This is a genomic window from Pseudomonas flexibilis (assembly GCF_000802425.1).
In the GTDB taxonomy this organism is placed as follows: Bacteria; Pseudomonadota; Gammaproteobacteria; order Pseudomonadales; family Pseudomonadaceae; genus Serpens; species Serpens flexibilis.
Genome location: NZ_JRUD01000041.1, coordinates 1 through 23,304 on the forward strand (window position 1 = coordinate 1; position 23,304 = coordinate 23,304).

The 23,304-nt window shown below is 64.4% G+C and carries 24 protein-coding genes; 20 read left to right on the forward strand and 4 right to left on the reverse strand.

What is annotated here, in order from left to right; translation table 11 throughout:
- Positions 1-377: 377 nt before the first annotated feature.
- The gene (gene rne, locus SF06_RS17365) at positions 378-3,260 is read right to left on the reverse strand and encodes a ribonuclease E (protein ID WP_139326769.1); all 2,883 of its coding nucleotides are present in this window, start codon (positions 3,258-3,260) and stop codon (positions 378-380) included.
- A 549-nt stretch (positions 3,261-3,809) separates the two neighbouring features.
- On the opposite strand from rne, the gene rluC reads away from it, so the two are divergent.
- From rluC to SF06_RS17380, 3 genes are read left to right on the forward strand one after another with little or no spacing between them, the layout of a single operon-like run.
- Positions 3,810-4,763, forward strand: a complete 954-nt coding sequence (gene rluC / locus SF06_RS17370; protein ID WP_039562872.1) for a 23S rRNA pseudouridine(955/2504/2580) synthase RluC — start codon at positions 3,810-3,812, stop codon at positions 4,761-4,763.
- A complete protein-coding gene (locus tag SF06_RS17375) occupies positions 4,756-5,436 on the forward strand; it encodes an HAD-IA family hydrolase (RefSeq protein ID WP_039562873.1) in 681 nt (226 codons plus the stop codon). The genes rluC and SF06_RS17375 overlap by 8 nt, the downstream gene beginning before the upstream one ends.
- Positions 5,436-6,410, forward strand: a complete 975-nt coding sequence (locus SF06_RS17380; protein ID WP_027591279.1) for a S49 family peptidase — start codon at positions 5,436-5,438, stop codon at positions 6,408-6,410. Before SF06_RS17375 ends, SF06_RS17380 begins: the two co-directional genes overlap by 1 nt.
- A gap of 13 nt (positions 6,411-6,423) precedes the next feature.
- Here SF06_RS17380 and SF06_RS17385 read toward each other — a convergent pair whose 3' ends face one another.
- Entirely contained in the window at positions 6,424-7,002 is a 579-nt protein-coding gene (locus tag SF06_RS17385; RefSeq protein ID WP_027591280.1) for a Maf family protein, read from the reverse strand.
- 114 nt (positions 7,003-7,116) lie between these two features.
- Between SF06_RS17385 and SF06_RS17390 the strand changes: the two genes are divergently transcribed.
- The 13 genes from SF06_RS17390 to SF06_RS17450 all read left to right on the forward strand — a co-directional run bounded on the left by SF06_RS17390 (position 7,117) and on the right by SF06_RS17450 (position 17,205).
- On the forward strand, positions 7,117-7,641 hold the full coding sequence (locus SF06_RS17390; RefSeq protein ID WP_039562874.1) for a YceD family protein: 525 nt from the start codon (positions 7,117-7,119) through the stop codon (positions 7,639-7,641).
- A gap of 13 nt (positions 7,642-7,654) precedes the next feature.
- A complete protein-coding gene (rpmF, locus tag SF06_RS17395; RefSeq protein ID WP_039562875.1) occupies positions 7,655-7,837 on the forward strand; it encodes a 50S ribosomal protein L32 in 183 nt (60 codons plus the stop codon).
- A gap of 3 nt (positions 7,838-7,840) precedes the next feature.
- Positions 7,841-8,851 carry a phosphate acyltransferase PlsX gene (gene plsX / locus SF06_RS17400; protein WP_074467548.1) on the forward strand — a complete coding sequence of 337 codons (1,011 nt, stop codon included), beginning with the start codon at positions 7,841-7,843 and terminating at the stop codon, positions 8,849-8,851.
- Between the two features lie 110 nt (positions 8,852-8,961).
- Positions 8,962-9,900, forward strand: coding sequence for an ACP S-malonyltransferase (gene fabD / locus SF06_RS17405; RefSeq protein ID WP_039562877.1), 939 nt, complete (start codon positions 8,962-8,964; stop codon positions 9,898-9,900).
- A gap of 17 nt (positions 9,901-9,917) precedes the next feature.
- The gene (gene fabG / locus SF06_RS17410) at positions 9,918-10,658 is read left to right on the forward strand and encodes a 3-oxoacyl-ACP reductase FabG (RefSeq protein WP_039562878.1); all 741 of its coding nucleotides are present in this window, start codon (positions 9,918-9,920) and stop codon (positions 10,656-10,658) included.
- Positions 10,659-10,845: 187 nt separating this feature from the next.
- Positions 10,846-11,082, forward strand: coding sequence for an acyl carrier protein (gene acpP, locus SF06_RS17415; RefSeq protein WP_003283670.1), 237 nt, complete (start codon positions 10,846-10,848; stop codon positions 11,080-11,082).
- A gap of 160 nt (positions 11,083-11,242) precedes the next feature.
- On the forward strand, positions 11,243-12,487 hold the full coding sequence (gene fabF, locus SF06_RS17420) for a beta-ketoacyl-ACP synthase II (protein WP_027591286.1): 1,245 nt from the start codon (positions 11,243-11,245) through the stop codon (positions 12,485-12,487).
- Positions 12,487-13,302, forward strand: a complete 816-nt coding sequence (gene pabC / locus SF06_RS17425; protein WP_039562895.1) for an aminodeoxychorismate lyase — start codon at positions 12,487-12,489, stop codon at positions 13,300-13,302. The genes fabF and pabC overlap by 1 nt, the downstream gene beginning before the upstream one ends.
- 2 nt (positions 13,303-13,304) lie before the next feature.
- Positions 13,305-14,357 (forward strand): endolytic transglycosylase MltG, encoded by a 1,053-nt coding sequence (mltG, locus tag SF06_RS17430; protein WP_039562899.1) that lies wholly within the window; start codon positions 13,305-13,307, stop codon positions 14,355-14,357.
- Positions 14,354-14,983, forward strand: a complete 630-nt coding sequence (gene tmk / locus SF06_RS17435; protein ID WP_039562900.1) for a dTMP kinase — start codon at positions 14,354-14,356, stop codon at positions 14,981-14,983. Before mltG ends, tmk begins: the two co-directional genes overlap by 4 nt.
- A complete protein-coding gene (locus SF06_RS17440) occupies positions 14,980-15,966 on the forward strand; it encodes a DNA polymerase III subunit delta' (protein ID WP_039562902.1) in 987 nt (328 codons plus the stop codon). Before tmk ends, SF06_RS17440 begins: the two co-directional genes overlap by 4 nt.
- A 31-nt stretch (positions 15,967-15,997) precedes the next feature.
- On the forward strand, positions 15,998-16,351 hold the full coding sequence (locus SF06_RS17445) for a PilZ domain-containing protein (RefSeq protein WP_027591290.1): 354 nt from the start codon (positions 15,998-16,000) through the stop codon (positions 16,349-16,351).
- A 65-nt stretch (positions 16,352-16,416) separates the two neighbouring features.
- Positions 16,417-17,205 (forward strand): TatD family hydrolase, encoded by a 789-nt coding sequence (locus SF06_RS17450; RefSeq protein ID WP_039562907.1) that lies wholly within the window; start codon positions 16,417-16,419, stop codon positions 17,203-17,205.
- Positions 17,206-17,417: 212 nt separating this feature from the next.
- Here the strand turns inward: SF06_RS17450 and SF06_RS17455 are convergent, their stop codons facing one another.
- Positions 17,418-18,551, reverse strand: a complete 1,134-nt coding sequence (locus SF06_RS17455) for an aminotransferase class V-fold PLP-dependent enzyme (protein ID WP_039562903.1) — start codon at positions 18,549-18,551, stop codon at positions 17,418-17,420.
- Positions 18,552-18,620: 69 nt separating this feature from the next.
- On the opposite strand from SF06_RS17455, the gene SF06_RS17460 reads away from it, so the two are divergent.
- The 3 genes from SF06_RS17460 (at position 18,621) to SF06_RS17470 (ending at position 20,503) form a co-directional block, all read left to right on the forward strand.
- Positions 18,621-19,259, forward strand: a complete 639-nt coding sequence (locus tag SF06_RS17460; protein ID WP_027591293.1) for a TetR/AcrR family transcriptional regulator — start codon at positions 18,621-18,623, stop codon at positions 19,257-19,259.
- A 70-nt stretch (positions 19,260-19,329) separates the two neighbouring features.
- On the forward strand, positions 19,330-19,926 hold the full coding sequence (locus SF06_RS17465; protein ID WP_039562904.1) for a DUF4823 domain-containing protein: 597 nt from the start codon (positions 19,330-19,332) through the stop codon (positions 19,924-19,926).
- Between the two features lie 13 nt (positions 19,927-19,939).
- Entirely contained in the window at positions 19,940-20,503 is a 564-nt protein-coding gene (locus SF06_RS17470) for a DUF1285 domain-containing protein (protein WP_039562905.1), read from the forward strand.
- Between the two features lie 111 nt (positions 20,504-20,614).
- On the opposite strand, the gene SF06_RS17475 is transcribed toward SF06_RS17470, so the two are convergent.
- Positions 20,615-22,276: an electron transfer flavoprotein-ubiquinone oxidoreductase gene (locus tag SF06_RS17475; protein WP_039562906.1), complete on the reverse strand. Its 1,662-nt coding sequence runs from the start codon at positions 22,274-22,276 to the stop codon at positions 20,615-20,617.
- 317 nt (positions 22,277-22,593) lie between these two features.
- On the opposite strand from SF06_RS17475, the gene SF06_RS17480 reads away from it, so the two are divergent.
- Positions 22,594-23,304: electron transfer flavoprotein subunit beta/FixA family protein (locus SF06_RS17480; RefSeq protein WP_234703347.1), on the forward strand; the 711-nt coding region annotated here is incomplete at its 3' end.

Here is a 23,304-nt window from a genome sequence, read left to right on the forward strand (position 1 = left end):
AAGGCATGAGATGATTCAAACGGCCAGGACATCGGGCTGACCGCTGGAGGAGGTTGACGATGTCTGTCGGGGCCTCACCCGGGTGCTGGCTTGCGCATATCGTCGGTCTTGAGTTGGGGCTCAAGCCTGATGGATTCCTTATCGGCCCTTGGTGAGTGGGGGCGGGACGATCTCTCCCACGGTCTGTACTTGCGTCAGATGCGAACTTGGTCCCTCATCCCCGACAGGCACAAACATACAAGCGACTTCAGTCGCGAGCTTCTGGTGGGCCTGCAAGAAAAGCATCGCGACTGAGCCGCTCCTGCAAAGCGTGGAGGTTAGGGAACAAAAAAAGGGGATGCCCATCGGCATCCCCTTTTTCGTTTCAGCGGGTGTGATTACGAGGGCAGCTTGGTCTGCTGTTCTTCATCACGAGCCGGCTGCTCGGCTTGGCTGTCGGCCTCGACCTGAACGGCAGTCTCGTCCTTGCCTTCGGCTTCCTGCGCCTGGGCTTCCAGGTTCTTGGCCTCTTCCTGCTGCGGTTGCTCTACCGGAGCGGCCTCGGCATTGGCTTGCGCGGCGCGGGCTGCCTCGGCTTCACGTGCCAGGCGTTCGGCTTCCTGCTGGCGACGGCGAACTTCACGCGGGTCGTTGGAGGCGCGGCCGCTGGACGGTTGTACCGGCGCCGGAGCCGGCGTGGGTGCGACCGCCGGGGCCGGAGCCTCGACAACCGTGACGGGCTGCTGCTCGACCGGAGCGCTGACCTGCGGTTCGACCGGCGCCGCAGCTGCGGCAACCTCGACCACAGGCGTCGGCTGCTCGGCGGCCGGTTGCTCTGCCGGCTCGGCAGTGCCCTGGGCGTCGACCTGCGGTGCGGTCTCCGGCTGGGCGACCGGCGCTTCGCTGACGGCTTCCACCGCCTCGCTGGCCAGGCTGGCAGCCACGGCGCTGGCGGCCACTACGCTGCCCTCGCTGGGTTCGGACTGAGCTTCCTCACTGCCTTCACTCGGCAACAGGCCGGCTTCCTGCTGGCGTTCACGGCGGTTGCTGCGACGACGCTGGCCACGTGAGCGGCGGCGCGGACGCTCGTGTTCGCCGCCTTCCTGCTCGAGTTCCAGGCCCTCTTCGCCATTCAGCAGCTCTTCCTCGACGGTCTCGACCGGCTCCGGACGCGGCTTGCGTTCTTCGCGTTGTGGGCGTTCTTCGCGCGGCGGGCGCTCGGTACGCTCGCGGCGGACCTCCGGAGCCTGCTGGGCTTGCGTCTCGCGAGGTTCGCGTGCCTGACGTTCCTCGCGCGGCTGCCGTTCTTCACGGGGCTGGCGCTCCTCGCGGGCTTCGCGGGGCTGGCGCTCGGCGCGCGGCTGCTGGCGGCGGCTCTCCTGGCCTTCGCGTGCTTCACGGGCCTCACGCGGCTGGCGCTCTTCCCGCTCGCCACGGGGCTTGCGCTCCTCGTCACGACGACCGTCGCGGCGACGGTTCTGCTGACGACCGTTGCGGCGTTCCTCGCTGCCGCGCGCCGCGGGTTCGCGACTGGTTTTCTCGGCCGGCTTGGCGGCTTCTTCCTTGCCAGCGAACAGACCGACCAGGGATTTCACCAGGCCCTTGAACAGGCTGGGTGCCGGGGCGCTGGGTGCAGCTGGCGCCACCGGGGCCGCGGGCGCGGCTGTCGGGGCGGGGGCCGGACGCTCGTGGGTGACGGTCTTCACGGCGGCTTCCTGGCGAACCAGGGTGCGGGTGGCGCTGACCGGCTGGACTTCCTCATTTTCGCTCGGAGCCATTTCGTAGCTGGAGTGGCCGGCGATCAGCTCGGGGCTGTCGTCGCGCAGGCGCTGCACTTCGAAGTGCGGCGTGTCCAGGTGGGCGTCCGGCAGGATGTAGATGCGGGTGCGGGTGCGCAGCTCGATCTTGGTGATGGCGTTGCGCTTCTCGTTGAGCAGGAAGGCCGCGACCTGGAAGGGCACGCGGGCACGCACTTCGGCGGTGCGGTCCTTGAGGGCTTCTTCCTCGATCAGGCGCAGGATGGCCAGCGACAGGGATTCCACGTCGCGGATGATGCCCTGGCCGTTGCAACGCGGGCAGACGATGCCACTGGTTTCCCCCAGGGACGGGCGCAGGCGCTGACGCGACATTTCCAGCAGCCCGAAGCGCGAGATGCGACCGATCTGCACGCGGGCGCGGTCGGCTTCCAGGGCTTCACGAACCTTGTCTTCCACGGCGCGCTGGTTCTTCGCCGGAGTCATGTCGATGAAGTCGATGACGATCAGGCCGCCGATGTCGCGCAGACGCAGCTGGCGGGCGATTTCCTCGGCCGCTTCCAGGTTGGTCTGCAGTGCGGTTTCCTCGATGTCGCCGCCCTTGGTGGCGCGCGCCGAGTTGATGTCGATGGACACCAGCGCTTCGGTCGGGTCGATGACGATGGAGCCGCCGGAAGGCAGCTTCACTTCGCGCTGGAAGGCGGTCTCGATCTGGCTCTCGATCTGGAAGCGGTTGAACAGCGGCACGCTGTCCTGGTACAGCTTGATCTTGCTGGCGTACTGCGGCATCACCTGCTGGATGAAGGCCAGGGCTTCTTCCTGGGCTTCCACGCTGTCGATCAGCACTTCGCCGATGTCCTGGCGCAGGTAGTCGCGGATGGCTCGGATGATGACGTTGGATTCCTGGTAGATCAGGAACGGGGCAGGGCGATCCTGGGAGGCGTCCTTGATGGCGGTCCACAACTGGATCAGGTAGTCCAGGTCCCACTGCAGCTCTTCGCTGGAGCGGCCCAGACCGGCGGTGCGCACGATCAGACCCATGTCGGCCGGAGCGTCCAGGCCGTTCAGCGCTTCGCGCAGCTCGTTGCGTTCCTCACCCTCAATGCGGCGGGAGATGCCGCCGGCGCGCGGGTTGTTGGGCATCAGTACCAGGTAACGACCGGCCAGGCTGATGAAGGTAGTCAGTGCCGCACCTTTGTTGCCGCGCTCTTCCTTTTCAACCTGAACGATGACTTCCTGGCCTTCGCGCAGGACTTCCTTGATGTTGACGCGGCCGCCTTCCGGCGCCTTGGAGAAGTACTCGCGGGAGATTTCCTTGAGGGGCAGGAAGCCGTGGCGCTCGGCGCCGAAGTCGACGAAGGCGGCTTCCAGGCTGGGCTCGACGCGGGTGATGCGGCCCTTGTAGATGTTGGCCTTCTTCTGTTCACGAGCCCCGGACTCGATGTCCAGGTCGAACAGGCGCTGGCCATCGACCAGTGCGACGCGCAACTCTTCGGGTTGGGTCGCGTTAATCAGCATTCTTTTCATGTAGTACCGTTGGTTTCCGGGCTGCGGAAACGGCAAGCGGCACACACGACTCTCACGGTCGGTGTCGGGTGCGTCCAACAGCGGCGCGGCCGCTGCATTGTCAAGCGAGTGCCGATCAAACGGACCGGGCTCGCGACGAACGTCTCCTGCTACAACTGGCATGCAGAAGCACTGAATCAGGAGGAGGAATCAACCTGCGGATGTGGACGGGAAGCGTCTGTAAAAGCCTGATGCTACACAGTCCGGAGGTTGTGCATCTCCACCCTACACGATCCTTGAAAATCGGGTGCCGCTTACTCATTCCGTAGCGGGTTGTCATTATCGCGCCCAGTCATTCTGGCCGCGCGTCATGGGGTTTCGAGGCTTGGGTTCCTGGGCGCGCATCCCTCTGCGCATGCCCGGTGGACGGCCTGACGTCCCGAATGTGGTTGCCTGAGTGGAGCGGCTTTCTTGCATCGCTCGTGACTCGGCCGCTTTTGGCGGCGTTCGCGACTATAGCAGCTCTTAATAAGTGCTTCAATTGCATCAAAATTGTTATCATCTCGCCCCATGAATACGACTCCCTCCCCGACCTCCGGCGTACAGATGCTGGAAGTCGCGCCGGAACTGGCCGGCCAGCGCATCGACAACTTCCTGCGTACGCAATTGAAAGGCGTCCCCAAGACGCTGATCTATCGCATCCTGCGCAAGGGCGAGGTGCGTGTGAACAAAGGGCGAATCAAGCCCGAATACAAGCTGCAGGCCGGCGATGTGGTGCGCGTTCCGCCGCTGCGCCTGGCCGAGCGCGACGAGCCGGCGCCGTTGGCGCAGGGGCTGCTGGAGCGGCTGGAAGCGTCCATCGTTTATGAGGACAAGGCCCTGCTGGTGATCAACAAGCCGACCGGCATTGCCGTCCATGGTGGCAGCGGCCTGTCCTATGGTGTCATCGAAGCGTTCCGCCAGTTGCGTCCGGATGCCAAGGATCTCGAGCTGGTGCACCGACTGGATCGGGATACCTCGGGGCTGCTGATGATCGCTAAGAAGCGCAGCATGCTGCGCCATCTGCACGAGGCGCTGCGCGGCGACGGCGTCGACAAGCGCTACCTGGCGCTGGTACGCGGCAGCTGGCCGACCTCCAAGAAGAAGGTCAGTGCGCCCTTGCTGAAAAACAACCTGCGTTCGGGCGAGCGCATGGTCGAGGTCAATGACGAGGGCAAGGATGCGCTCACCGAGTTTCGGGTGGTTCGGCGCTTCGGCGAGTTCGCCACCCTGGTCGAGGCCAGCCCGATCACCGGACGGACCCACCAGATCCGCGTGCATGCCCGCCACGCCGGCCATGCGATCGGCGGCGACGCCAAGTACGGCGATGAGGAATTCACTCGGGAGATTCGCGAGCTGGGCGGCAAGCGCCTGTTCCTGCATGCCCATGCCCTGACGGTCACGCTGCCCGATGGCGCCGCGCTGACTCTGGAGGCGCCGGTGGATGAGATGTGGGCTCAGACCCTGGAGCGGCTGGGTGCCTGATTACCAACTGTTGGTTTTCGACTGGGATGGCACGCTGGCCGACTCGGTGTCGCGCATCATCGAGTCGGTGCTGGCGGCCGCCGATCGGTTTGACCTGCAGCCGCCGGATGAGGCGCAGATTCGCGGCATCATCGGTCTGGGCCTGCCCGAGGCTATCGCGGCACTCTACCCTGAGCTGGACTCCGGGTTGGCCGAGCATTTCCGCCTGGCCTACGCCGATCATTACCTGACGCTGGATGGTGCGCCGCCGCCGCTGTTTCCCGGGGTCGTCGAGGGTCTGGAGACGCTGCGCGACGCCGGTTATCGCCTGGCGGTGGCCACCGGCAAGAGCCGTCGCGGCCTGCAGCGCGCCCTCGCGGGGCATGGCTGGCTGGATTACTTCGAAGTCACCCGTTGTGCCGATGAAACCGCCAGCAAGCCCGATCCGCGCATGCTGCACGAGATCCTGGACCATTGCGGAGTCAGTGCCGGGCGTGCGCTGATGATCGGCGATGCAACCTTCGATCTGCAGATGGCGCGCAATGCGGGAATGGATGCGGTGGCGGTCGGCTATGGTGCGCAGCCGCTGGAGCGCCTGCGGCCTTTTGCGCCGCGCCTGGAAATCATGGAATTCGCCGAGCTGCGCGACTGGCTGATGCCGGTGGTGCATCGGCACTCACTTGAGGGTGTGTAATGGCTGACGAGTGGAAGGCGCCCGAAGACAAGGGCGAGGACAAGAGCTGGAGGCTACTGGAAAAGGCTGTGCTGGCGGGTGTGCAGGAACAGCGCCGTGCCCGGCGCTGGGGCATCTTCTTCAAGTTGCTCACCTTTGCCTACCTGTTTGGCGCCCTGGTGCTGTTTGCGCCCTGGAAGGGTGAGCGTGGCGTTGCCTCGGGGGGTAACCATACTGCGCTGATTGAATTGCGCGGCATGATCGCCGATGAGGAGAATGCCAGTGCCGACAACATCGTCGGCAGTCTGCGTGCTGCTTTCAAGGATGCCGGTACGCGCGGCGTCGTCTTGCGCATCAACAGTCCGGGGGGCAGTCCGGTACAGTCAGGCTACATCTATGACGAGATTCGCCGGCTACGGACCGAATATCCGCAGACCCGCGTGTATGCCGTGATCACCGACCTGGGGGCCTCTGGCGCTTATTACATTGCCAGTGCGGCGGATGCCATTTATGCCGACAAGGCCAGTCTGGTGGGCTCGATCGGTGTGACGGCGGCTGGTTTCGGTTTCGTGGGTGCCATGGAAAAGCTGGGTATCGACCGCCGCCTCTATACGGCGGGGGAGCACAAGGCCTTCCTGGATCCCTTCTCGCCGCCGCGGGCTGATGAAGCTGAGTTCTGGGAGTCGGTGCTGCAGACCACGCATCGCCAATTCATCGACAGTGTCCGCAAGGGGCGGGGTGATCGCCTGAAGGATGCCGAGCATCCGGAGCTATTCTCGGGGCTGGTCTGGTCCGGCGAACAGGCGTTGGAGCTGGGGCTGGTTGACGGACTGGCCAGCAGTAGCCAGGTGGCGCGCGAGGTGATCGGCGAGGAACGTATCGTCGACTTCACCCGCAAGGACACGCCCCTGGATCGTTTTGCCAAGAAGCTGGGTGCTGGTGTGGCGGCGCACCTTTCGCCCTGGCTGGGCCTGCAAGGCCCGAGCCTGCGTTGAGTGGGTGAGGCGGTCAGGGTACCTGAATACCCTCCGCCTCCAGCATGTCCACCAGTCGAATCAGCGGCAGGCCGACCAGGCTGGTGATGTCGTCCCCTTCCGTGCGGCGAAACAGGCTGATGCCCAGTGCCTCGCACTTGAAGCTTCCGGCGCAGTCGTAGGGCTGCTCGGTGCGCAGATAGCGCTCGATGCGGGCGTCGTCCAGCTCGCGGAAATGCACGGTGAAGGGTACGCAGGTCACCTGGCTGCGGCCGCTGCGCGCGTTGTGCAGGCACAGTCCGGTGAGGAAGCTGACGCTGCGCCCGCTGGCGGCGCGTAATTGTTCCCGGGCGCGTTCGAAAGTGCCGGGCTTGCCGATCAGTTGGTCGTCCAGCACGGCCACCTGATCGGAGCCGATGATCAGGTGCTCCGGGTACTGCTCGGCCAGGGCTTGCGCCTTCTGTTGTGCCAGGCGGCTGGCCAGGGCAAGGCCGTTCTCGCCGGGCAGGGGCGATTCGTCGATGTTGGCTGCCGCGTAGTCGAAAGGCAGGCGCAGGCGAGCCAGAAGTTCGCGTCGATAGATCGAGCCGGAGGCCAGCAGAATGGGTGGCATACGCGCTTCCTTTTATAGGTATTCCGGGTGCGGATTCTAAGCCTGTGTCAGCCCGGCGCCCAGGCAGGAATTTCCTTTGACAGGGGGGAGTTAGCTCCCTAGAATCTCGCGCCTATGTTGAATGGGCCGATTCCACCTCACGTTGATCCACGCAAGCTGGCTGACCGCGGCGCAGTGCTCGAGGGCGAAATTCCCTTGGCAGCCCTGCCGCGGCTGGCCGAGCAGATGGTCGACCACGCCGGTACGGTACGCGCGAAGCTGAGCTTCGAGCGGGACGAGCGCCGCGCGGTTGTCATTTATGGCGAGTTCAGTGTCGAGGCCAAGATGGTATGCCAGCGCTGCCTGGACGTTGCCACCCTGCCGATCCATGGCGAGTATCATTACGCCGTGATCCCGGAGGGTAGCGAACAGGTCGTGCCGAAAGGTTACGATGCGCTGGAGGTGGGGGAGGACCCTCTGGATTTGCTGACACTGGTCGAGGATGAGCTGTTGCTGGCCTTGCCGATCGTTCCGGTCCACGATTCCAGCGTCTGTCAGCAACCGGCGGGTCAAGATGATCCTCAGCCGAGCGAGGACGAAGTTTCGCGGCCCAACCCGTTCAGCGTACTGGCGCAGTTAAAGCGCGACCCAAACGTTTAGGAGTTAATCAGTTATGGCTGTTCAGCAGAACAAAAAATCCCGTTCGGCACGCGACATGCGCCGCTCCCACGACGCCCTGGAGCCCAACGCTCTGTCCGTCGACAAGAGCACCGGTGAAGTCCACCTGCGCCACCACGTGTCGCCGGAAGGCTTCTACCGTGGTCGCAAGGTGATCGACAAGGACTCCGCCGAGTAATCCTTGTCCGCTTCGATCATCGCCATCGATGCAATGGGTGGGGACTTCGGTCCCCACTGCGTTGTTCCTGCCAGTCTGGCCTGTCTGGCAGAAAATCCCCTCCTTAGACTGGCGCTCGTCGGTCAGGCACCTCTTCTCGAAAAGATCCTCTCTCGCCATTCTGGCGTGGATCGTTCCCGGCTGCACATCGTTCACGCCTCGCAAGTCATCGGCATGCAGGAGCGCCCGTCCCAGGCGCTGCGTGGCAAGCCCGATGCGTCCATGCGCGTGGCGCTGGAAATGGTCCGTGACGGTCGCGCGCGCGCCTGCGTAAGTGCCGGCAATACCGGTGCGCTGATGGCGCTGTCCCGCTATGTGCTCAAGACCCTGCCGGGTGTCGACCGGCCGGCCATGATGGCGGCACTGCCGACCCGTACCGGCAGCTGCTACCTGCTGGATCTGGGGGCCAATGTGGACTGCGGTGCCGAGCACCTCTATCAGTTCGCGGTCATGGGTTCGGTGGCGGCCGAGGCGCTGGGGGTGCGCCGGCCGCGCGTGGCGCTGCTCAACGTGGGCGCCGAGGACATCAAGGGCAATCAGCAGGTCAAGCTGGCGGCCAGCCTGCTGCGCGAGGCGCGGGCGATCAATTTTATTGGCTACATCGAAGGCGACGGACTGTATCGCGGCGAGGCGGATGTGGTGGTGTGCGACGGTTTCGTCGGCAACATCCTGCTCAAGTCCAGCGAGGGGCTGGCGGAAATGGTGGCCGAGCGCATTCGCGGGCTGTTCGAACGCAGCCTGCCGGCGCGCCTGGTCGGCCTGCTGGCATTGCCGCTTCTGCGCTCCCTGCGTCAGGAATTGCGGCCGGCGGCCCACAATGGAGCCAGCTTTCTCGGCCTGCAGGGCATCGTGATCAAGAGTCACGGCGGCGCGGCGGAGGAAGGCTTCCAGAGCGCCATTCGTCGCGCTTCGGCGGAAATCCGCGAAAATCTCCCGCAGCGCCTGCATGGGCGTCTCGAAGACCTGCTGTTATAGGTTATCGCGCATGATGTGACTGGCCTTCACGGGCTGTCATCCAATGCTCAATTCGTTGCGCTCCACAGTCGAGCGCAATGGTTTCGACGAAGACATCAAGGATTTTTTCCATGTCCGTAACCTCCGCATTCGTCTTCCCCGGTCAGGGTTCGCAATCGCTCGGCATGCTGGGCGAGATCGGCGCGCAGCAGCGTCTGGTGCTCGACACCTTCGCCGAGGCTTCCGAGGCGCTGGGCTATGACCTCTGGGCGCTGACCCAGAACGGCCCCGAAGAGCAGCTGAACCAGACCGACAAGACCCAGCCGGCGATTCTCACGGCCTCCATGGCGCTGTGGCGCCTGTGGCTGACCGAGAACGGCGCGCGTCCGGCCTATGTCGCTGGCCACAGCCTGGGCGAGTACTCGGCGCTGGTCGCTGCCGGCAGCCTGCCGTTCGCCGCTGCCGTCAAGCTGGTGGAGCTGCGTGGCCAGCTGATGCAGCAGGCCGTGCCGGCCGGGCAGGGCGGCATGGCCGCTATTCTCGGTCTGGAGGATGATGACGTGCGTGCCGCCTGCGCCGAAGCGGCCCAGGGCGAAGTGGTCAGTGCGGTGAACTTCAATGCCCCCGGCCAGGTGGTCATCGCCGGCGGCGCCGCTGCCGTGGCCCGTGCCGTCGAGGTGTGCAAGGCCAAGGGCGCCAAGCGCGCCATGCCGCTGCCGGTCAGTGTGCCGTCCCATTGCGACCTGATGCGTCCGGCGGCCGAGCGTTTTGCCGAAGCCGTGGCCGCCCTCGACTGGCAGGCGCCGCAGATCCCCCTGGTGCAGAACGTCAGCGCCGACGTGGTCAATGATCTGGATACCCTCAAGCGCGACCTGTTGGCTCAGCTGTACAGCCCGGTGCGCTGGGTCGAGTCGATGCAGCGTCTGGGAGCCTGCGGCGTCACTGCGCTGGTCGAGTGCGGGCCTGGCAAGGTACTCTTCGGCCTCAACAAGCGTTGCGTGAAGGGCGTGGACACCTACAGCCTGGATACCCCCGAAGCCTTTGCGGCGACCCGCGCCGCCCTGGCTTGATCAAGGAGAACGTTTCAATGAGTTTGCAAGGTAAGGTTGCCCTGGTCACCGGCGCCAGCCGCGGCATCGGTCAGGCCATCGCCCTAGAGCTGGGCCGTCAGGGCGCTGTGGTGGTCGGTACCGCCACCTCCGCCGCCGGCGCCGAGCGCATCGCCGAAACCCTGAAGAGCAATGGCATTCAGGGCGGTGGTCTGGTGCTCGACGTGGGCAGCGATGAGTCCGTGACTGCCGCTCTGGCGCAGATCCAGGAACAATACGGCCAACTGGCGATCCTGGTGAACAACGCCGGCATCACCCGCGACAACCTGATGCTGCGCATGAAGGATGACGAGTGGTTCGACGTCATCAACACCAACCTGAACAGTCTTTACCGTCTGTCCAAGGCGGTGCTGCGCGGCATGACCAAGGCCCGCTGGGGTCGTATCATCAACGTCGGCTCGGTGGTGGGTGCCATGGGCAACGCCGGGCAGAGCAACTACGCGGCCGCCAAGGCCGGCGTGGAAGGTTTCAGTCGTGCGCTGGCCCGTGAAGTCGGTTCGCGCAATATCACTGTGAACACCGTGGCCCCGGGTTTCATCGACACCGACATGACCCGCGAACTGCCCGAGGCGCAGCGCGAGGCCCTGCTGACCCAGATTCCCCTGGCTCGCCTGGGGCAGGCCGAGGAAATTGCCAAGGTGGTCAGCTTCCTGGCTTCCGACGGTGCGGCCTACGTGACCGGAGCAACGATTCCGGTCAATGGCGGCATGTATATGTGATGCCAAAATGTGACCCCGACCGACAGGCCGTTGTCAGAAGGGCTGTCCGAATTCATGTTGAATGGTCGGGGCACGGAATTACAGTCGATCAGGTCGGGATCTCCCGGCTTGAAATGTGAAAAACCCTTTCTATACACTTACCCGCAGTCCAGCTGCCTGGATTTGTCCATAGGAGTGAAAACAAGGTATGAGCACCATCGAAGAACGCGTCAAGAAGATCGTTGCTGAGCAACTTGGCGTCAAAGAAGAGGAAGTCACCAACAGCGCTTCCTTCGTCGAAGATCTGGGCGCCGACTCTCTTGACACCGTCGAGCTGGTGATGGCTCTCGAAGAGGAATTCGAGACCGAAATCCCGGACGAGCAAGCTGAGAAGATCACCACCGTCCAGGAAGCCATCGATTACATCAATGCCCACGCGCAGTAAGTAATCGAACGCTTTCGAGGCGAGAGAAGCCGCACAACCTCACGGGCGTGCGGCTTTTTCTTGTGGCGGGAAGAATCCCGCACACCTCCCGTCCTGTCGTCGGGAGGATGGCCGAGCGGACTGCTGCGGCCTTTCCGTTAGTGAACAAGAGGACAAAACAGTGTCGCGTAGACGTGTCGTGGTCACCGGGATGGGTATGCTTTCGCCGCTGGGTACCGATGTGCCGAGCAGCTGGGAAGGTGTTCTGGCTGGCCGCAGCGGCATCGGTCCGCTTGAGCACATGGATGTCTCTGCCTTTTCCACCCGCTTTGGCGGCTCGGTGAAGGGTTTCGATGTCGAGCAGTACCTGCCCGCCAAGGAGGCGCGCAAGCTCGACCTGTTCATCCAGTACGGTCTGGCCGCCAGCTTCCAGGCGGTACGTCATTCCGGACTGGAAATCACCGATGCCAATCGTGAGCGCATCGGTGTAGCCATGGGCTCCGGTATCGGCGGCCTGACCAATATCGAGAACAACTGCAAATCGTTGTTCGAGCAAGGGCCGCGGCGCATTTCGCCGTTCTTCGTACCCGGCTCGATCATCAACATGGTGTCCGGCTTCCTGTCCATCCATCTGGGCATCCAGGGACCGAACTACGCGGTGACCACCGCCTGCACCACCGGCACCCACAGCATCGGCATGGCGGCGCGCAACATCGCCTATGGCGAGGCTGACGTGATGATCGCCGGCGGCTCGGAAATGGCCGCCTGTGGCCTGGGGCTCGGTGGTTTCGGTGCCGCCCGTGCCCTGTCTACCCGCAACGACGAGCCGACGCGGGCCAGCCGCCCGTGGGACAAGGACCGTGACGGTTTCGTGCTGTCCGACGGTGCCGGTGCCCTGGTGCTGGAAGAGCTCGAACATGCCCGGGCGCGCGGGGCCACCATCTATGCCGAGCTGGTCGGCTTCGGCATGAGCGGTGACGCCTACCACATGACTGCTCCGCCGGAGAACGGTGCCGGCGCGGCGCGCTGCATGGTCAATGCGCTGCGCGACGCCGGTCTGAATCCGGACCAGGTGCAGTACATCAATGCCCACGGCACCTCCACGGCCGCCGGTGACCTGGCGGAAGCGGCCGCCATCAAGTCGGTGTTCGGCGAACACGCCTATCGTCTGGCGGTTTCCTCCACCAAGTCGATGACCGGTCACTTGCTGGGCGCTGCCGGTGCGGTCGAGGCGATCTTCAGCGTGCTGGCGATCCGCGACCAGGTGGCGCCGCCGACCATCAACCTGGAGAATCCGGACGAGGGCTGCGACCTCGACTTCGTGCCCGGCGAAGCCCGCGCCCTGCCGATCGAGGTGGTGGTGTCCAACTCCTTCGGCTTCGGTGGCACCAACGGCTCGCTGGTCTTCCGCCGGTTCAACGGCTGATGCTGAGCTGGGTCGACGGTCGCCCGGCTGCGGAGCTGCCGCTGAGCGACCGCGGCCTGGCTTACGGTGACGGGTTGTTTGAAACCCTCGCCGTGCGTCATGGCCAACCTTGTCTGCTGGCAGCTCACCTGCAACGCCTGCGGCTGGGTTGCGACCGACTGGGTATTCCTTTCGACGAGGCCCTGGTCACCGATGAGCTGCTGGCCTTCTGCGCTGCAGTGGGCGACGGCGTGGCCAAGCTGATCGTGACCCGGGGCGATGGATTGCGCGGCTATGCGCCGCCGACGCCGGTACAACCACGGCGTCTGTTGCTGGCCAGCCCCTTGCCGGCCTATCCCGTCGGGCATGCCGAGCAGGGCGTCGAGCTGTTCCCCTGTGCGTTGCGCCTGGCCGAGCAGCCACGCCTGGCCGGCCTCAAACACCTCAACCGCCTCGAGCAGGTGCTGGCGCGCGCCGAATGGCAGGATTCCCGTTACGCGGAAGGTCTGTTGCGCGATCAGGCGGGGCGGCCCATCGAGGGCGTGTTCAGCAATCTGTTTCTGGTCAGTGACGGTCGACTGCTGACCCCGTCCCTGGAGCGCTGCGGCGTCGCTGGCGTGATGCGCGGCGCCTTGCTTGAGCAGGCGCACGCGTTGGGCATTGCTTGCGAAGTCCGCGACCTTGCCTTCGACGAATTGCTGGCGGCGCAGGAAATCTTTCTCTGCAACAGTGTCTATGGCGTCTGGCCGGTGCGCCGTCTTGAGACCCGTGTATGGCTGCCCGGGCCGCTCACCCGTAAACTGCAGGGCATCGCCCGCACCCTCCTGGATTGTTGAACGTGATACGTACATTGTTGAGGCTGCTCGTCGGCGGCCTGCTGTTGGTTGTCCTTGTACTGGGTTACGCCTTCTGGCAACAGCGCGCGGCGCTGCAACAGCCGCTGAAATTGGATGAAGCCAGGTTGCTGGATGTGCCGGCTGGTTCCACGCCGGTCGGGCTGATCAATCGTCTGGAGCGCGATGGCCTGCTGGAGGGCAGCCTCTGGCTGCGCCTGCACTGGCGTCTGTACCGTGCCGGCCAGACCCTGCACGGCGGTGAATACCGCCTGGAGCCCGGAATGACGGTCAACGAACTGTTCGAAGCCTGGGTCAGCGGCAAGGTGGTGCAGTACAGCCTGACCCTGGTGGAAGGCTGGAACATCCGTCAGTTGCGTGCCGCGCTGGCTGCCCAGGAAAAGCTGGAACAGACGCTGGCCGGGGTGGATGATGCCGAGCTCATGCGCCGGGTCGGCGAACCGGGCATGCACCCGGAAGGTCGCTTCTTTCCCGATACCTACCGCTACGTACGGGGCATGCGGGACATCGACCTGCTGATCCAGGCCAACCGCCGGCTGCGCCAGGTGCTGGCCGAAGAATGGGCGGCGCGGGCCACCGGGCTGCCCTACAAGAATGACTACGAGGCGCTGATCATGGCGTCGATCATCGAAAAGGAGACCGGTGTGCCCGCCGAACGCGGCCAGATTGCCGGCGTGTTCGTCCGCCGCCTGGAAAAGCGCATGCGCCTGCAGACCGACCCCACGGTGATCTACGGCATGGGCGAGCGCTATGCCGGCAAGATCCGCCGTAGCGATCTGCGCGAAGCCACGCCCTACAACACCTATGTGATCTCCGGCATGCCGCCGACGCCGATCGCCATGGTCGGCCGCGAGGCGATCCGCGCAGCGCTGCAGCCGGAGCCGGGCAACACCCTGTACTTCGTGGCCCGCGGCGATGGCAGCCATGTGTTCTCCTCCACGCTGGAGGAGCATCTGCGTGCCGTACGCCAGTATCAGCTCAAGCGTCGGGCCGACTATCGGTCGAGTCCGGCGCCCATCAGCAAGGAAACCCCGTGAGCGGCCTGTTTATCACCCTGGAAGGCCCGGAAGGTGCCGGCAAGACCACCAATCGCGAGTTTCTCGCCGAGCGCCTGCGCACTGCGGGGCACGAGGTTCTGCTGACCCGGGAGCCGGGCGGCACGCCGTTGGCCGAGCGCATTCGCGAGCTGCTGCTGGCGCCCAGCGATGAGCCGATGGCCACGGATACCGAACTGTTGCTGATGTTCGCCGCCCGCGCGCAGCACCTGGATCAGGTCATACGCCCAGCGTTGGCGGCCGGCAAGGTGGTGCTTTGCGATCGCTTCACCGATGCCACCTACGCCTATCAGGGCGGTGGGCGTGGTGTGAGCGAGGCGCGGATCGCCGTGCTTGAGGACTTCGTGCAGGGTACGCTGCGGCCGGATCTGACGTTGGTGTTCGATCTGCCGGTCGACGTCGGGCTGGCCCGGGCCGCGGCGCGCGGCCGGCTGGATCGCTTCGAGCAGGAGGGACGTGCGTTCTTCGAGGCTGTGCGCCAGACCTACCTGCGCCGCGCCGCCCTGAATCCGCAGCGCTACCGGATCATCGATGCCGGCCAGCCGCTGGTCGACGTCCAGCGCCAGCTCGAGCGTCTGCTGCCGGAACTGCTGGAGCGTCAGCCGTGAACGACATCCTTCCCTGGCAGGCGGCGTTGTGGAAACAGCTGGCCGGTCGACGGCAGCACGCCCATGCCTACCTGCTGCACGGCCCGCAGGGTACCGGCAAGCGCATCCTGGCCGAGCGCCTGATGGCACTGCTGCTCTGTCAGCAGCCGGTCGACGCGCAGGCGTGCGGCCAGTGCAAGGCCTGTCAGCTGCTGGCGGCCGGTACGCACCCGGACCACTACGTGCTGGAACCGGAAGAGGTCGACAAACCAATCAAGATCGACCAGGTGCGTGACCTGGTGAGCTTCGTGGTGCAGACCGCCCAGATGGGCGGGCGCAAGGTGGTGTTGCTGGAGCCGGCCGAGGCGATGAACCTGAATGCCGCCAACGCGCTGCTCAAGAGCCTGGAGGAGCCCTCCGGGGATACCGTGCTGCTGCTCATCAGCCATCAGCCCAGTCGCTTGCTGCCAACCATCAAGAGCCGTTGCGTGCAGCAGGCCTGCCCCCTGCCGGATCACAAGCAGAGTCTGGCCTGGCTGCGCCAGTCGCTGCCGGAGCTGGATGCCGACACGCTGGAGGCCTTGCTGGCACTGGCCGCCGGCTCGCCGCTGGCAGCGCAGCGGCTGCACGCCCAGGGCGTGCTGGACCAGCGCGCGCTGGTGGTGGAGGGCGTCAAGAAGCTGATCAAGCGCCAGCAGAGTCCCAGCCAGCTCGCCGAGGCTTGGAATGCCGTGCCGCTGTCGATGCTGTTCGACTGGTTCTGCGACTGGACACACCGGATGCTGCGTTTCCAGTTGACCGCCGACACGCGGGGGCTCGGCCCGGTGGACATGGCCAAGGTGATCGAATACCTGGCGGGCAAGGTTTCCCAGCCGCGTTTGCTGGTGCTGCAGGACTGGCTGCTGGAGCAGCGCCACAAGGTGCTGGGCAAGGCCAACCTCAACCGTGCGCTGCTTCTCGAAGCCCTGCTGGTGCAGTGGGCGGAGCTGCCGAGCCACGGCTAGAATCGTCCCTCGCCACCGTGAGGGAGACACCATGACCACGCCGAGTCCGGGAGCCCGCAATGGCATCCTGTCGCTGACCATCAAGGACAAGGCGGTGCTGTACGCCGCCTACATGCCGTTCATCAAGGGCGGCGGGCTGTTCATCCCCACCAGCAAGACCTATCGCCTCGGCGACGAGGTGTTCCTGTTGCTGAACCTGATGGACGAGCCGGAAAAGATTCCGGTAGCCGGCAGGGTGGCGTGGATCACGCCCCGCGGCGCCCAGGGCAACCGCGCGGCTGGCGTCGGCGTGCAGTTCAACGAGAGTGACAACATCGCCCGCAACAAGATCGAGACCTACCTGGCCGGCGCGCTCAAGTCCGACCGGGTTACGCACACCCTGTAGCGCTCTAAGGTGGCCATCGAGGGCGTATAATGCGTGCCCTCTTCGCCTTGCCGAGCCGTCTTGCCATGTTGGTCGATTCCCACTGCCACCTAGATCGCCTGGACCTTGCCGCTCACGGAGGTTCGCTGGATGCCGCGCTGCAGGCGGCACGTGAACGGGACGTGGGGCATTTCCTGTGCATTGGCGTCAGCGCCGCCAATGCCGCCACGGTTCGTGAGCTGAGTCAGCGTTACGGGGATGTGGACTGCTCGGTCGGTGTGCATCCCCTGGACCTGCAGCCTGGCGCCGAGCCGGCGCTCGACTGGCTGCTCGCCGAACTGGCGCATCCCCACGTGGTGGCAATCGGAGAAACGGGCCTGGACTACCACTACGAGCCGGAAGCCGCGGAGTTGCAGCAGGCATCCTTCCGTCTGCACCTGCAGGCGGCCCGCATCACCGGCAAGCCGGTGATCGTGCATACCCGGGCCGCGCGCGAGGATACCCTGACGCTGCTGCGCGAGGCGGATCTGCCCCAGGCGGGCGTGCTGCACTGCTTCACCGAGGATTGGGACATGGCGCGCGCGGCGCTGGATCTGGGGTTCTACATTTCCCTCTCCGGTATCGTCACCTTCCGCAACGCAGACATGCTCCGCGAGGTCGCCCGGCAGGTTCCGGCGGACCGGCTGCTGGTGGAAACGGATGCCCCGTATCTCGCGCCGATGCCCCATCGTGGCAAGCCCAATCTCCCGCAGTATGTGCGCGAGGTGGCCGAGTTTCTCGCCGAACTGCGCAGCGTTCCCTATGCCACTCTGGCTGAGCAGACCACCGCGAACTTCAGGCGCCTGTTCCCGCTGGCGCGTGTCCGTCAGGCCTGAGCCAAGGCATAAAAAAACCCGGATTCTGGGGGATGAATCCGGGTTAAGGACCATTAGGAGTAAAAACAAGCAAGGGTACGCACTCCAGTACCCTCTGCCGCCGTCAGGCATTGGGGGAAATGCCAGAACGGTTTTGGCAGTATGGCCAGAGCCGCTGGAATGGCCGGTGACCGTCTATATCTTTTCGTAATCAATATACGTGTGTTGAGAACCTACCTCTCTGCCAACTGGCTTATCGCGCGGATCGTCTCCTCTAGCACCTGACCGGTGGTATAGAAGTGGGGTGACAGGCGAATGCCGGCACCGCGCTGGGCGCAGACGATCTGTTGCCGACGCAGTGCTTCGAACAGCTCGCCCTGGTCCCGGCCGTCAAGGGTGAAATTCAGGATGCCGGCGCGGCGCTCGGTGTCCTGCGGGCTATGGATGGTGAGTCCCGGGATGTTCAGCAATCCCTGCTGCAGGTGTTCCATACGCTCCGCCAACTGGCTGGCGACTCGCGCCATGCCCACTTCTTCAAGCAGCGAAAGGCTGGCTTCCAGCGCCATGCTGGCCAGCATGTTCGGGCTGCCGCATTCGAAGCGCCGCGCACTGCGGGCTGGCTGCCAGTCCTGGCGCAAGTAGTCGCCGGCATGTTCCAGCATGTGCCAGCCGTATTCGTGCAGGGTCAGTTGTTCGCGCAGGTCGCTGCGGCAGTAGAACACTCCGAGGCCTTCCGGGCCGAGCATCCACTTGTGGCCGTCAGCGACCACGAACGCACAGCGTGCATCTTGTACATCGAAGGGCAGGGCGCCCAGATGCTGGATGGCGTCCACGCAGAACAGCACGCCGCGGGCGGCACAGCCTTCGCCGAGACGGGAAAGGTCCAGCCGCAGACCGCTGGCGTATTGCACCGAGCTGATCGACAGCAGCCGGGTACGCGGCCCACAGGCGGCCAGCAGGTCGGCTTCCGGGTCCGCGCCGCTCAGACTGACCTGCCGCACCTCGACGCCATGGCGCGCCAGCGCCTGCCAGACGACCCGGTTCGAGGGAAATTCCTCGTCGCTGATCACCACCTGGTCGCCCGGGCGCCAGTCCAGCCCGAAGGCAATGAAGGACAGGCCTTCCGAGGTGTTCTTCACCAGTGCGATGTCATCGGTGGAGGGTGCATTGAGCAACCGGGCCAGGCGCTGGCGCAGGCGATGTTCCACCTTGAGCCACTCGGGATAGTCGCGGGCGCCGATGGTGGCGTTCTGCTCCGCGAAGGCGGCGACCGCGCGTGCCGCGCGTTGCGGCCACGGGGCCACCGCCGCGTGGTTGAGGTAACGCAAGCCTTCCGGCTGGGGGAACTCGGCAAGCAGATCAGCCATGGTGGCTCCGTACAATTTTTTGCGGGTCAGGCATAATAGCGAGCTTCAACCGTGAGCTGCGCAGTCCTTATGCACAAAGAACCCCGCAAGGTCCGAGAGTTTCGCCGTCGTGAGCAGGAGATTCTGGATACTGCTCTGAAGCTGTTCCTCGAGCATGGTGAAGACAGTGTCACTGTCGAGATGATCGCGGATGCCGTGGGCATCGGCAAAGGCACCATCTACAAGCACTTCAAGTCCAAGGCCGAAATCTACCTGCGGCTAATGCTCGACTATGAGCGCGACCTGAACGAGCTGCTCCACTCCGATAACGTGGATCGCGATCGGGAAGCGCTGTCGCGTGCCTATTTCGAGTTCCGCATGCGTGACCCGCAGCGCTACCGCCTGTTCGACCGCCTGGAAGAGAAGGTGGTCAAGAGCAACCAGGTGCCGGAGCTGGTGGAGAAACTGCACAAGATCCGGGCCTCGAACTTCGAGCGGCTGACCCAGTTGATCAAGGGGCGGATAGCCGAGGGCAAGCTGGAGGATGTCCCACCGTATTTCCACTACTGCGCCGCCTGGGCGCTGGTGCATGGCGCGGTGGCGCTTTACCACTCGCCGTTCTGGAGCAGCGTGCTCGAGGATCAGGAAGGGTTCTACCAGTTCCTGATGGACATTGGTGTGCGCATGGGTAACCGGCGCAAGCGTGACACTGAAACACCGGCCAGCTGAGCAGCTGGCGCGGAAGCTGCATCGCAGGGCGGCACGCCGGTTTATCGGCATCGGTAGCGAGGAAATCAGGATGTACAGGGCGATCGGTCTGGGTGTGCTGTTGTCGCTGGGCGGCTGCATAGCAGTCAGCGACATGGTCGAGGCGACGCGCGAGCAATTCGCCGATGTCGGCCTGCTCGACCACAGCCAGACGCAGCGAGGTGCCTCGCGCCGCCTGCAGGCCGATTCCTTCATCTATATTGCCCAAGACGATTATCCGGCCAGCCCGGATGCCGTGCGGAGCAACGCGCTGGCGGATGAGGCCTACCGCAGCTTCACGGAGTATTTCCCCCAGGTACGTCGCGCCGAGGCGCCGCTGTCGCTCCAGCAGGCCCTTGTCCGGGCACAGTCGGCCGGGGCGCATTACCTGCTATTCGGGCGTGTGGCCGGCGAGGATGATCGCATCGGCACGCTGATCGAATGGGAAGACCAGCAAAGCCTTGACCGCCTGGGCGTCGACCGGGGGGTGGTGCAGCTGCTGCTGATCGAGACAGCCACTCGCTTTCCGGTGGATGCGGCGCGCATCACCACGCGGGGCGGCTTGCTGACCCTTTACGAAACCCGGCCCCAGGACCTGTTGGGCGCTCCCCTGCGGCAATACGCCCGGAGCCTGCGCGGCCTGAACTGATCGGGAGCGCGACATGAGCGAGCGTGGCAATCCCGGGGATCTGCTGTCACGAATCCCCGCCGGGGAAGGCAAGGGTCTTCCTCCTGTTCATCTCTGGAATCCGCCGTTCTGCGGCGATATCGACATGCGCATTGCCCGGGATGGAACCTGGTACTACCTGGGTACGCCGATCGGACGCAAGCCGATGGTCAAGTTGTTCTCCAGCGTTCTACGCAAGGATGGCGACGACTATTTCCTGGTCACTCCGGTGGAGAAGGTCGGTATCCGCGTGGATGACGCGCCGTTCGTGGCGGTGACCCTGGCTCTGGAAGGCGATGGCGAGCAGCAGCGGCTTCGTTTCACTACCCAGGTGGACGACGAGGTTGTGGCCGGTGCCGCACATCCTTTGCGGGTCGAGTTGGACTGTGACAGTGGCGAGCCTTCGCCCTACCTGCGGGTGCGCGCCAATCTGGACGCGCTGATCCATCGCAATGTGTTTTACCAATTGGTCGAGCTGGCGGTGGAGCGGGAGATTGATGGCCAGCTCTGGCTGGGGGTATGGAGCGACGGGGAATTCTTTCCCATCGGCCAGGCCTGAGGGTGGCGTGAATGAAAAAGCTCCCGGATGGGAGCTTTTTCGTTTCGGCGGGGAGGGCGGGAAACCCACTCTCCTGCTGAAAATTTAAATGAAATCAAGCGGTTACGCTTGTTACATGTTGGGGTAGTTGGGTCCGCCGGCGCCTTCCGGAGCCACCCAGGTGATGTTCTGGGCGGGGTCCTTGATGTCGCAGGTCTTGCAGTGCACGCAGTTCTGGGCATTGATCTGGAAGCGCTTGCTGCCGTCGTTGCTGATCACTTCGTACACGCCGGCCGGGCAGTAGCGCTGCGCCGGTTCGTCGTATTTCGGCAGGTTCTGTTCAATCGGCAGGTTCGGATCGGCCAGCTTGAGGTGGACCGGCTGGTCTTCCTCGTGGTTGGTGTTGGACAGGAACACCGAAGACAGCTTGTCGAAGCTCAGTTTGCCGTCCGGCTTCGGATACTCGATCTTCTGGCTCTCGGCAGCCGGCTTCAGGCACGCGTAGTCCGGCTTGTTGTCGTGCAGGGTGAACGGCATCTTGCCGCCGAACCAGTTCTGGTCGATGTAGTTGAAGGCGCCGCCTACCAGTGCGCCCCACTTGTGCATGGCCGGGCCGAAGTTGCGGCTGCGGAACAGCTCGTCATACAGCCAGCTGGCCTTGAACGATTCGACATAGTTGTCCAGCGTGTCGCCGCCCTCGCGGCCGGCAGCCAGCGCTTCCGCCACGGCGTCGGCCGCGAGCATGCCGGATTTCATGGCGGTGTGGCTGCCCTTGATCTTGGCGAAGTTCAGGGTGCCCAAGTCACAGCCGATCAGTGCGCCCCCGGCGAAGACCATCTTCGGCAGCGAGTTCAGGCCGCCCTTGCAGATGGCGCGGGCGCCATAGGCCACGCGCTTGCCGCCTTCCAGGTACTGGGCGACCACCGGGTGATGCTTGTAGCGCTGGAACTCATCGAACGGCGACAGGTAGGGGTTGGAGTAGGCCAGGTCAACGATCAGGCCCACGACCACCTGGTTGTTTTCCAGGTGATACAGGAAGGAGCCGCCCAGGGCGCTGTTGCCGGTTACGTCCAGCGGCCAGCCAGCGGTGTGCACCACCAGGCCGGGCTCGTGCTTGGCCGGGTCGATGTCCCAGATTTCCTTGATGCCGATGCCGTAGTGCTGGGCATCCGCTTCGGAATCCAGGTTGTAGCGCTTGATCAGCTGCTTGCCGATGTGGCCACGGCAGCCTTCGGCGAACAGGGTGTACTTGGCGCGCAGTTCCATGCCCGGGGTGTACATGCCGTCCTTCGGGTTGCCTTCGCGGTCGACACCCAGGTCGCCGGTGATGATGCCGCGCACCACGCCGTTCTCGTCGATCAGCGCTTCCTGGGCGGCGAAGCCGGGGTAGATTTCCACGCCCAGGCCTTCGGCCTGCTGGGCCAGCCAGCGGCACAGGTTGCCCAGGGAGATGATGTAGTTGCCTTCGTTGTGCATGGTCTTGGGCACGAACAGGCCAGGCAGTTTCTTGCCGCCAGTGGCGCTGGTCAGCATGTAGATGTCATCGCGAGTGACCGGCGTGTTCAGCGGAGCGCCGAGTGCCTTCCAGTCCGGGAACAGCTCTTCGAGCGCGCGCGGCTCGAAGACGGCGCCGGAGAGAATGTGGGCGCCGACTTCGGAACCCTTCTCGACCACGCAGACACTGATTTCCTGGCCGGCTTGCGCGGCGTTCTGCTTCAGCCGGCAAGCGGCGGAAAGGCCTGCGGGGCCGGCGCCGACGATGACGACGTCGAATTCCATATATTCGCGTTCCACAACTATCTCCTGCATCAAGGCTCTGGGTGTGCGTTATGACTGGCCATCATACCTGCGAGCTCAGGTCGGCGCATTATACAAGCACCTTTTAGAGATCCAATACAAACGTTTGTTTGAAAGCCGTCAAGCCCTGATAGACTCTGCGTTCCAGCCTCCCGAACGGGTGATTTTCTTGTATTGACCGCATGGGGGGTTGCGGTCAAGATACGAGCGGTTTTGCGGTCGCCGTATGGTTCGACAGTCGGTTCCGGCCGGCAGGCAACCCTCGCCAGTGCGCTGGCGACACTACTTTCAACCGGAAAAATAACGAGGAATCCATGAAGGTTCTTGTAGCTGTCAAGCGAGTGGTCGACTACAACGTCAAGGTTCGCGTCAAGGCGGACAACTCCGGCGTCGACCTCGCCAACGTCAAGATGTCGATGAACCCCTTCTGCGAAATTGCCGTTGAAGAAGCGGTTCGTCTGAAGGAAAAGGGCATCGCCAGCGAAATCGTCGTCGTGTCCGTCGGCCCGAACGCCGCACAGGAGCAGCTGCGCACCGCGCTGGCCCTGGGCGCCGACCGCGCCATTCTGGTCGAGAGCAACGAGGAGCTGAACTCCCTGGCCGTGGCCAAGCTGCTCAAGGCCGTGGTCGACAAGGAACAGCCGCAGCTGGTCATCCTCGGCAAGCAGGCCATCGACAGCGACAACAACCAGACCGGCCAGATGCTGGCCGCGCTGACCGGCTACGCCCAGGGCACCTTCGCCTCCAAGGTGGAAGTGGCTGGCGACAAGGTCAACGTCACCCGCGAGATCGACGGCGGTCTGCAGACCGTGGCGCTGAGCCTGCCGGCCATCGTCACCACCGACCTGCGCCTGAACGAGCCGCGCTACGCCTCGCTGCCGAACATCATGAAGGCCAAGAAGAAGCCGCTGGACGTGGTCACCCCGGACGCCCTGGGCCATGTCCCTTATCCCAATCTGCCGCTGCCGCCCCCCCCTACCTGCACTATCTCCTATCTCTACGCCTCTTTTACCAAACACCCACAA

What these genes read in the sequence shown, in the direction of transcription:
- rne (WP_139326769.1), bottom strand. Translation starts at nt 3,260, where the DNA reads ATGAAAAGAATGCTGATTAACGCGACCCAACCCGAAGAGTTGCGCGTC.
- rluC (WP_039562872.1), top strand. Translation starts at nt 3,810, where the DNA reads ATGAATACGACTCCCTCCCCGACCTCCGGCGTACAGATGCTGGAAGTC.
- SF06_RS17380 (WP_027591279.1), top strand. Translation starts at nt 5,436, where the DNA reads ATGGCTGACGAGTGGAAGGCGCCCGAAGACAAGGGCGAGGACAAGAGC.
- SF06_RS17385 (WP_027591280.1), bottom strand. Translation starts at nt 7,002, where the DNA reads ATGCCACCCATTCTGCTGGCCTCCGGCTCGATCTATCGACGCGAACTT.
- SF06_RS17390 (WP_039562874.1), top strand. Translation starts at nt 7,117, where the DNA reads ATGTTGAATGGGCCGATTCCACCTCACGTTGATCCACGCAAGCTGGCT.
- rpmF (WP_039562875.1), top strand. Translation starts at nt 7,655, where the DNA reads ATGGCTGTTCAGCAGAACAAAAAATCCCGTTCGGCACGCGACATGCGC.
- fabD (WP_039562877.1), top strand. Translation starts at nt 8,962, where the DNA reads ATGTCCGTAACCTCCGCATTCGTCTTCCCCGGTCAGGGTTCGCAATCG.
- fabG (WP_039562878.1), top strand. Translation starts at nt 9,918, where the DNA reads ATGAGTTTGCAAGGTAAGGTTGCCCTGGTCACCGGCGCCAGCCGCGGC.
- acpP (WP_003283670.1), top strand. Translation starts at nt 10,846, where the DNA reads ATGAGCACCATCGAAGAACGCGTCAAGAAGATCGTTGCTGAGCAACTT.
- pabC (WP_039562895.1), top strand. Translation starts at nt 12,487, where the DNA reads ATGCTGAGCTGGGTCGACGGTCGCCCGGCTGCGGAGCTGCCGCTGAGC.
- SF06_RS17445 (WP_027591290.1), top strand. Translation starts at nt 15,998, where the DNA reads ATGACCACGCCGAGTCCGGGAGCCCGCAATGGCATCCTGTCGCTGACC.
- SF06_RS17450 (WP_039562907.1), top strand. Translation starts at nt 16,417, where the DNA reads ATGTTGGTCGATTCCCACTGCCACCTAGATCGCCTGGACCTTGCCGCT.
- SF06_RS17455 (WP_039562903.1), bottom strand. Translation starts at nt 18,551, where the DNA reads ATGGCTGATCTGCTTGCCGAGTTCCCCCAGCCGGAAGGCTTGCGTTAC.
- SF06_RS17460 (WP_027591293.1), top strand. Translation starts at nt 18,621, where the DNA reads ATGCACAAAGAACCCCGCAAGGTCCGAGAGTTTCGCCGTCGTGAGCAG.
- SF06_RS17465 (WP_039562904.1), top strand. Translation starts at nt 19,330, where the DNA reads ATGTACAGGGCGATCGGTCTGGGTGTGCTGTTGTCGCTGGGCGGCTGC.
- SF06_RS17470 (WP_039562905.1), top strand. Translation starts at nt 19,940, where the DNA reads ATGAGCGAGCGTGGCAATCCCGGGGATCTGCTGTCACGAATCCCCGCC.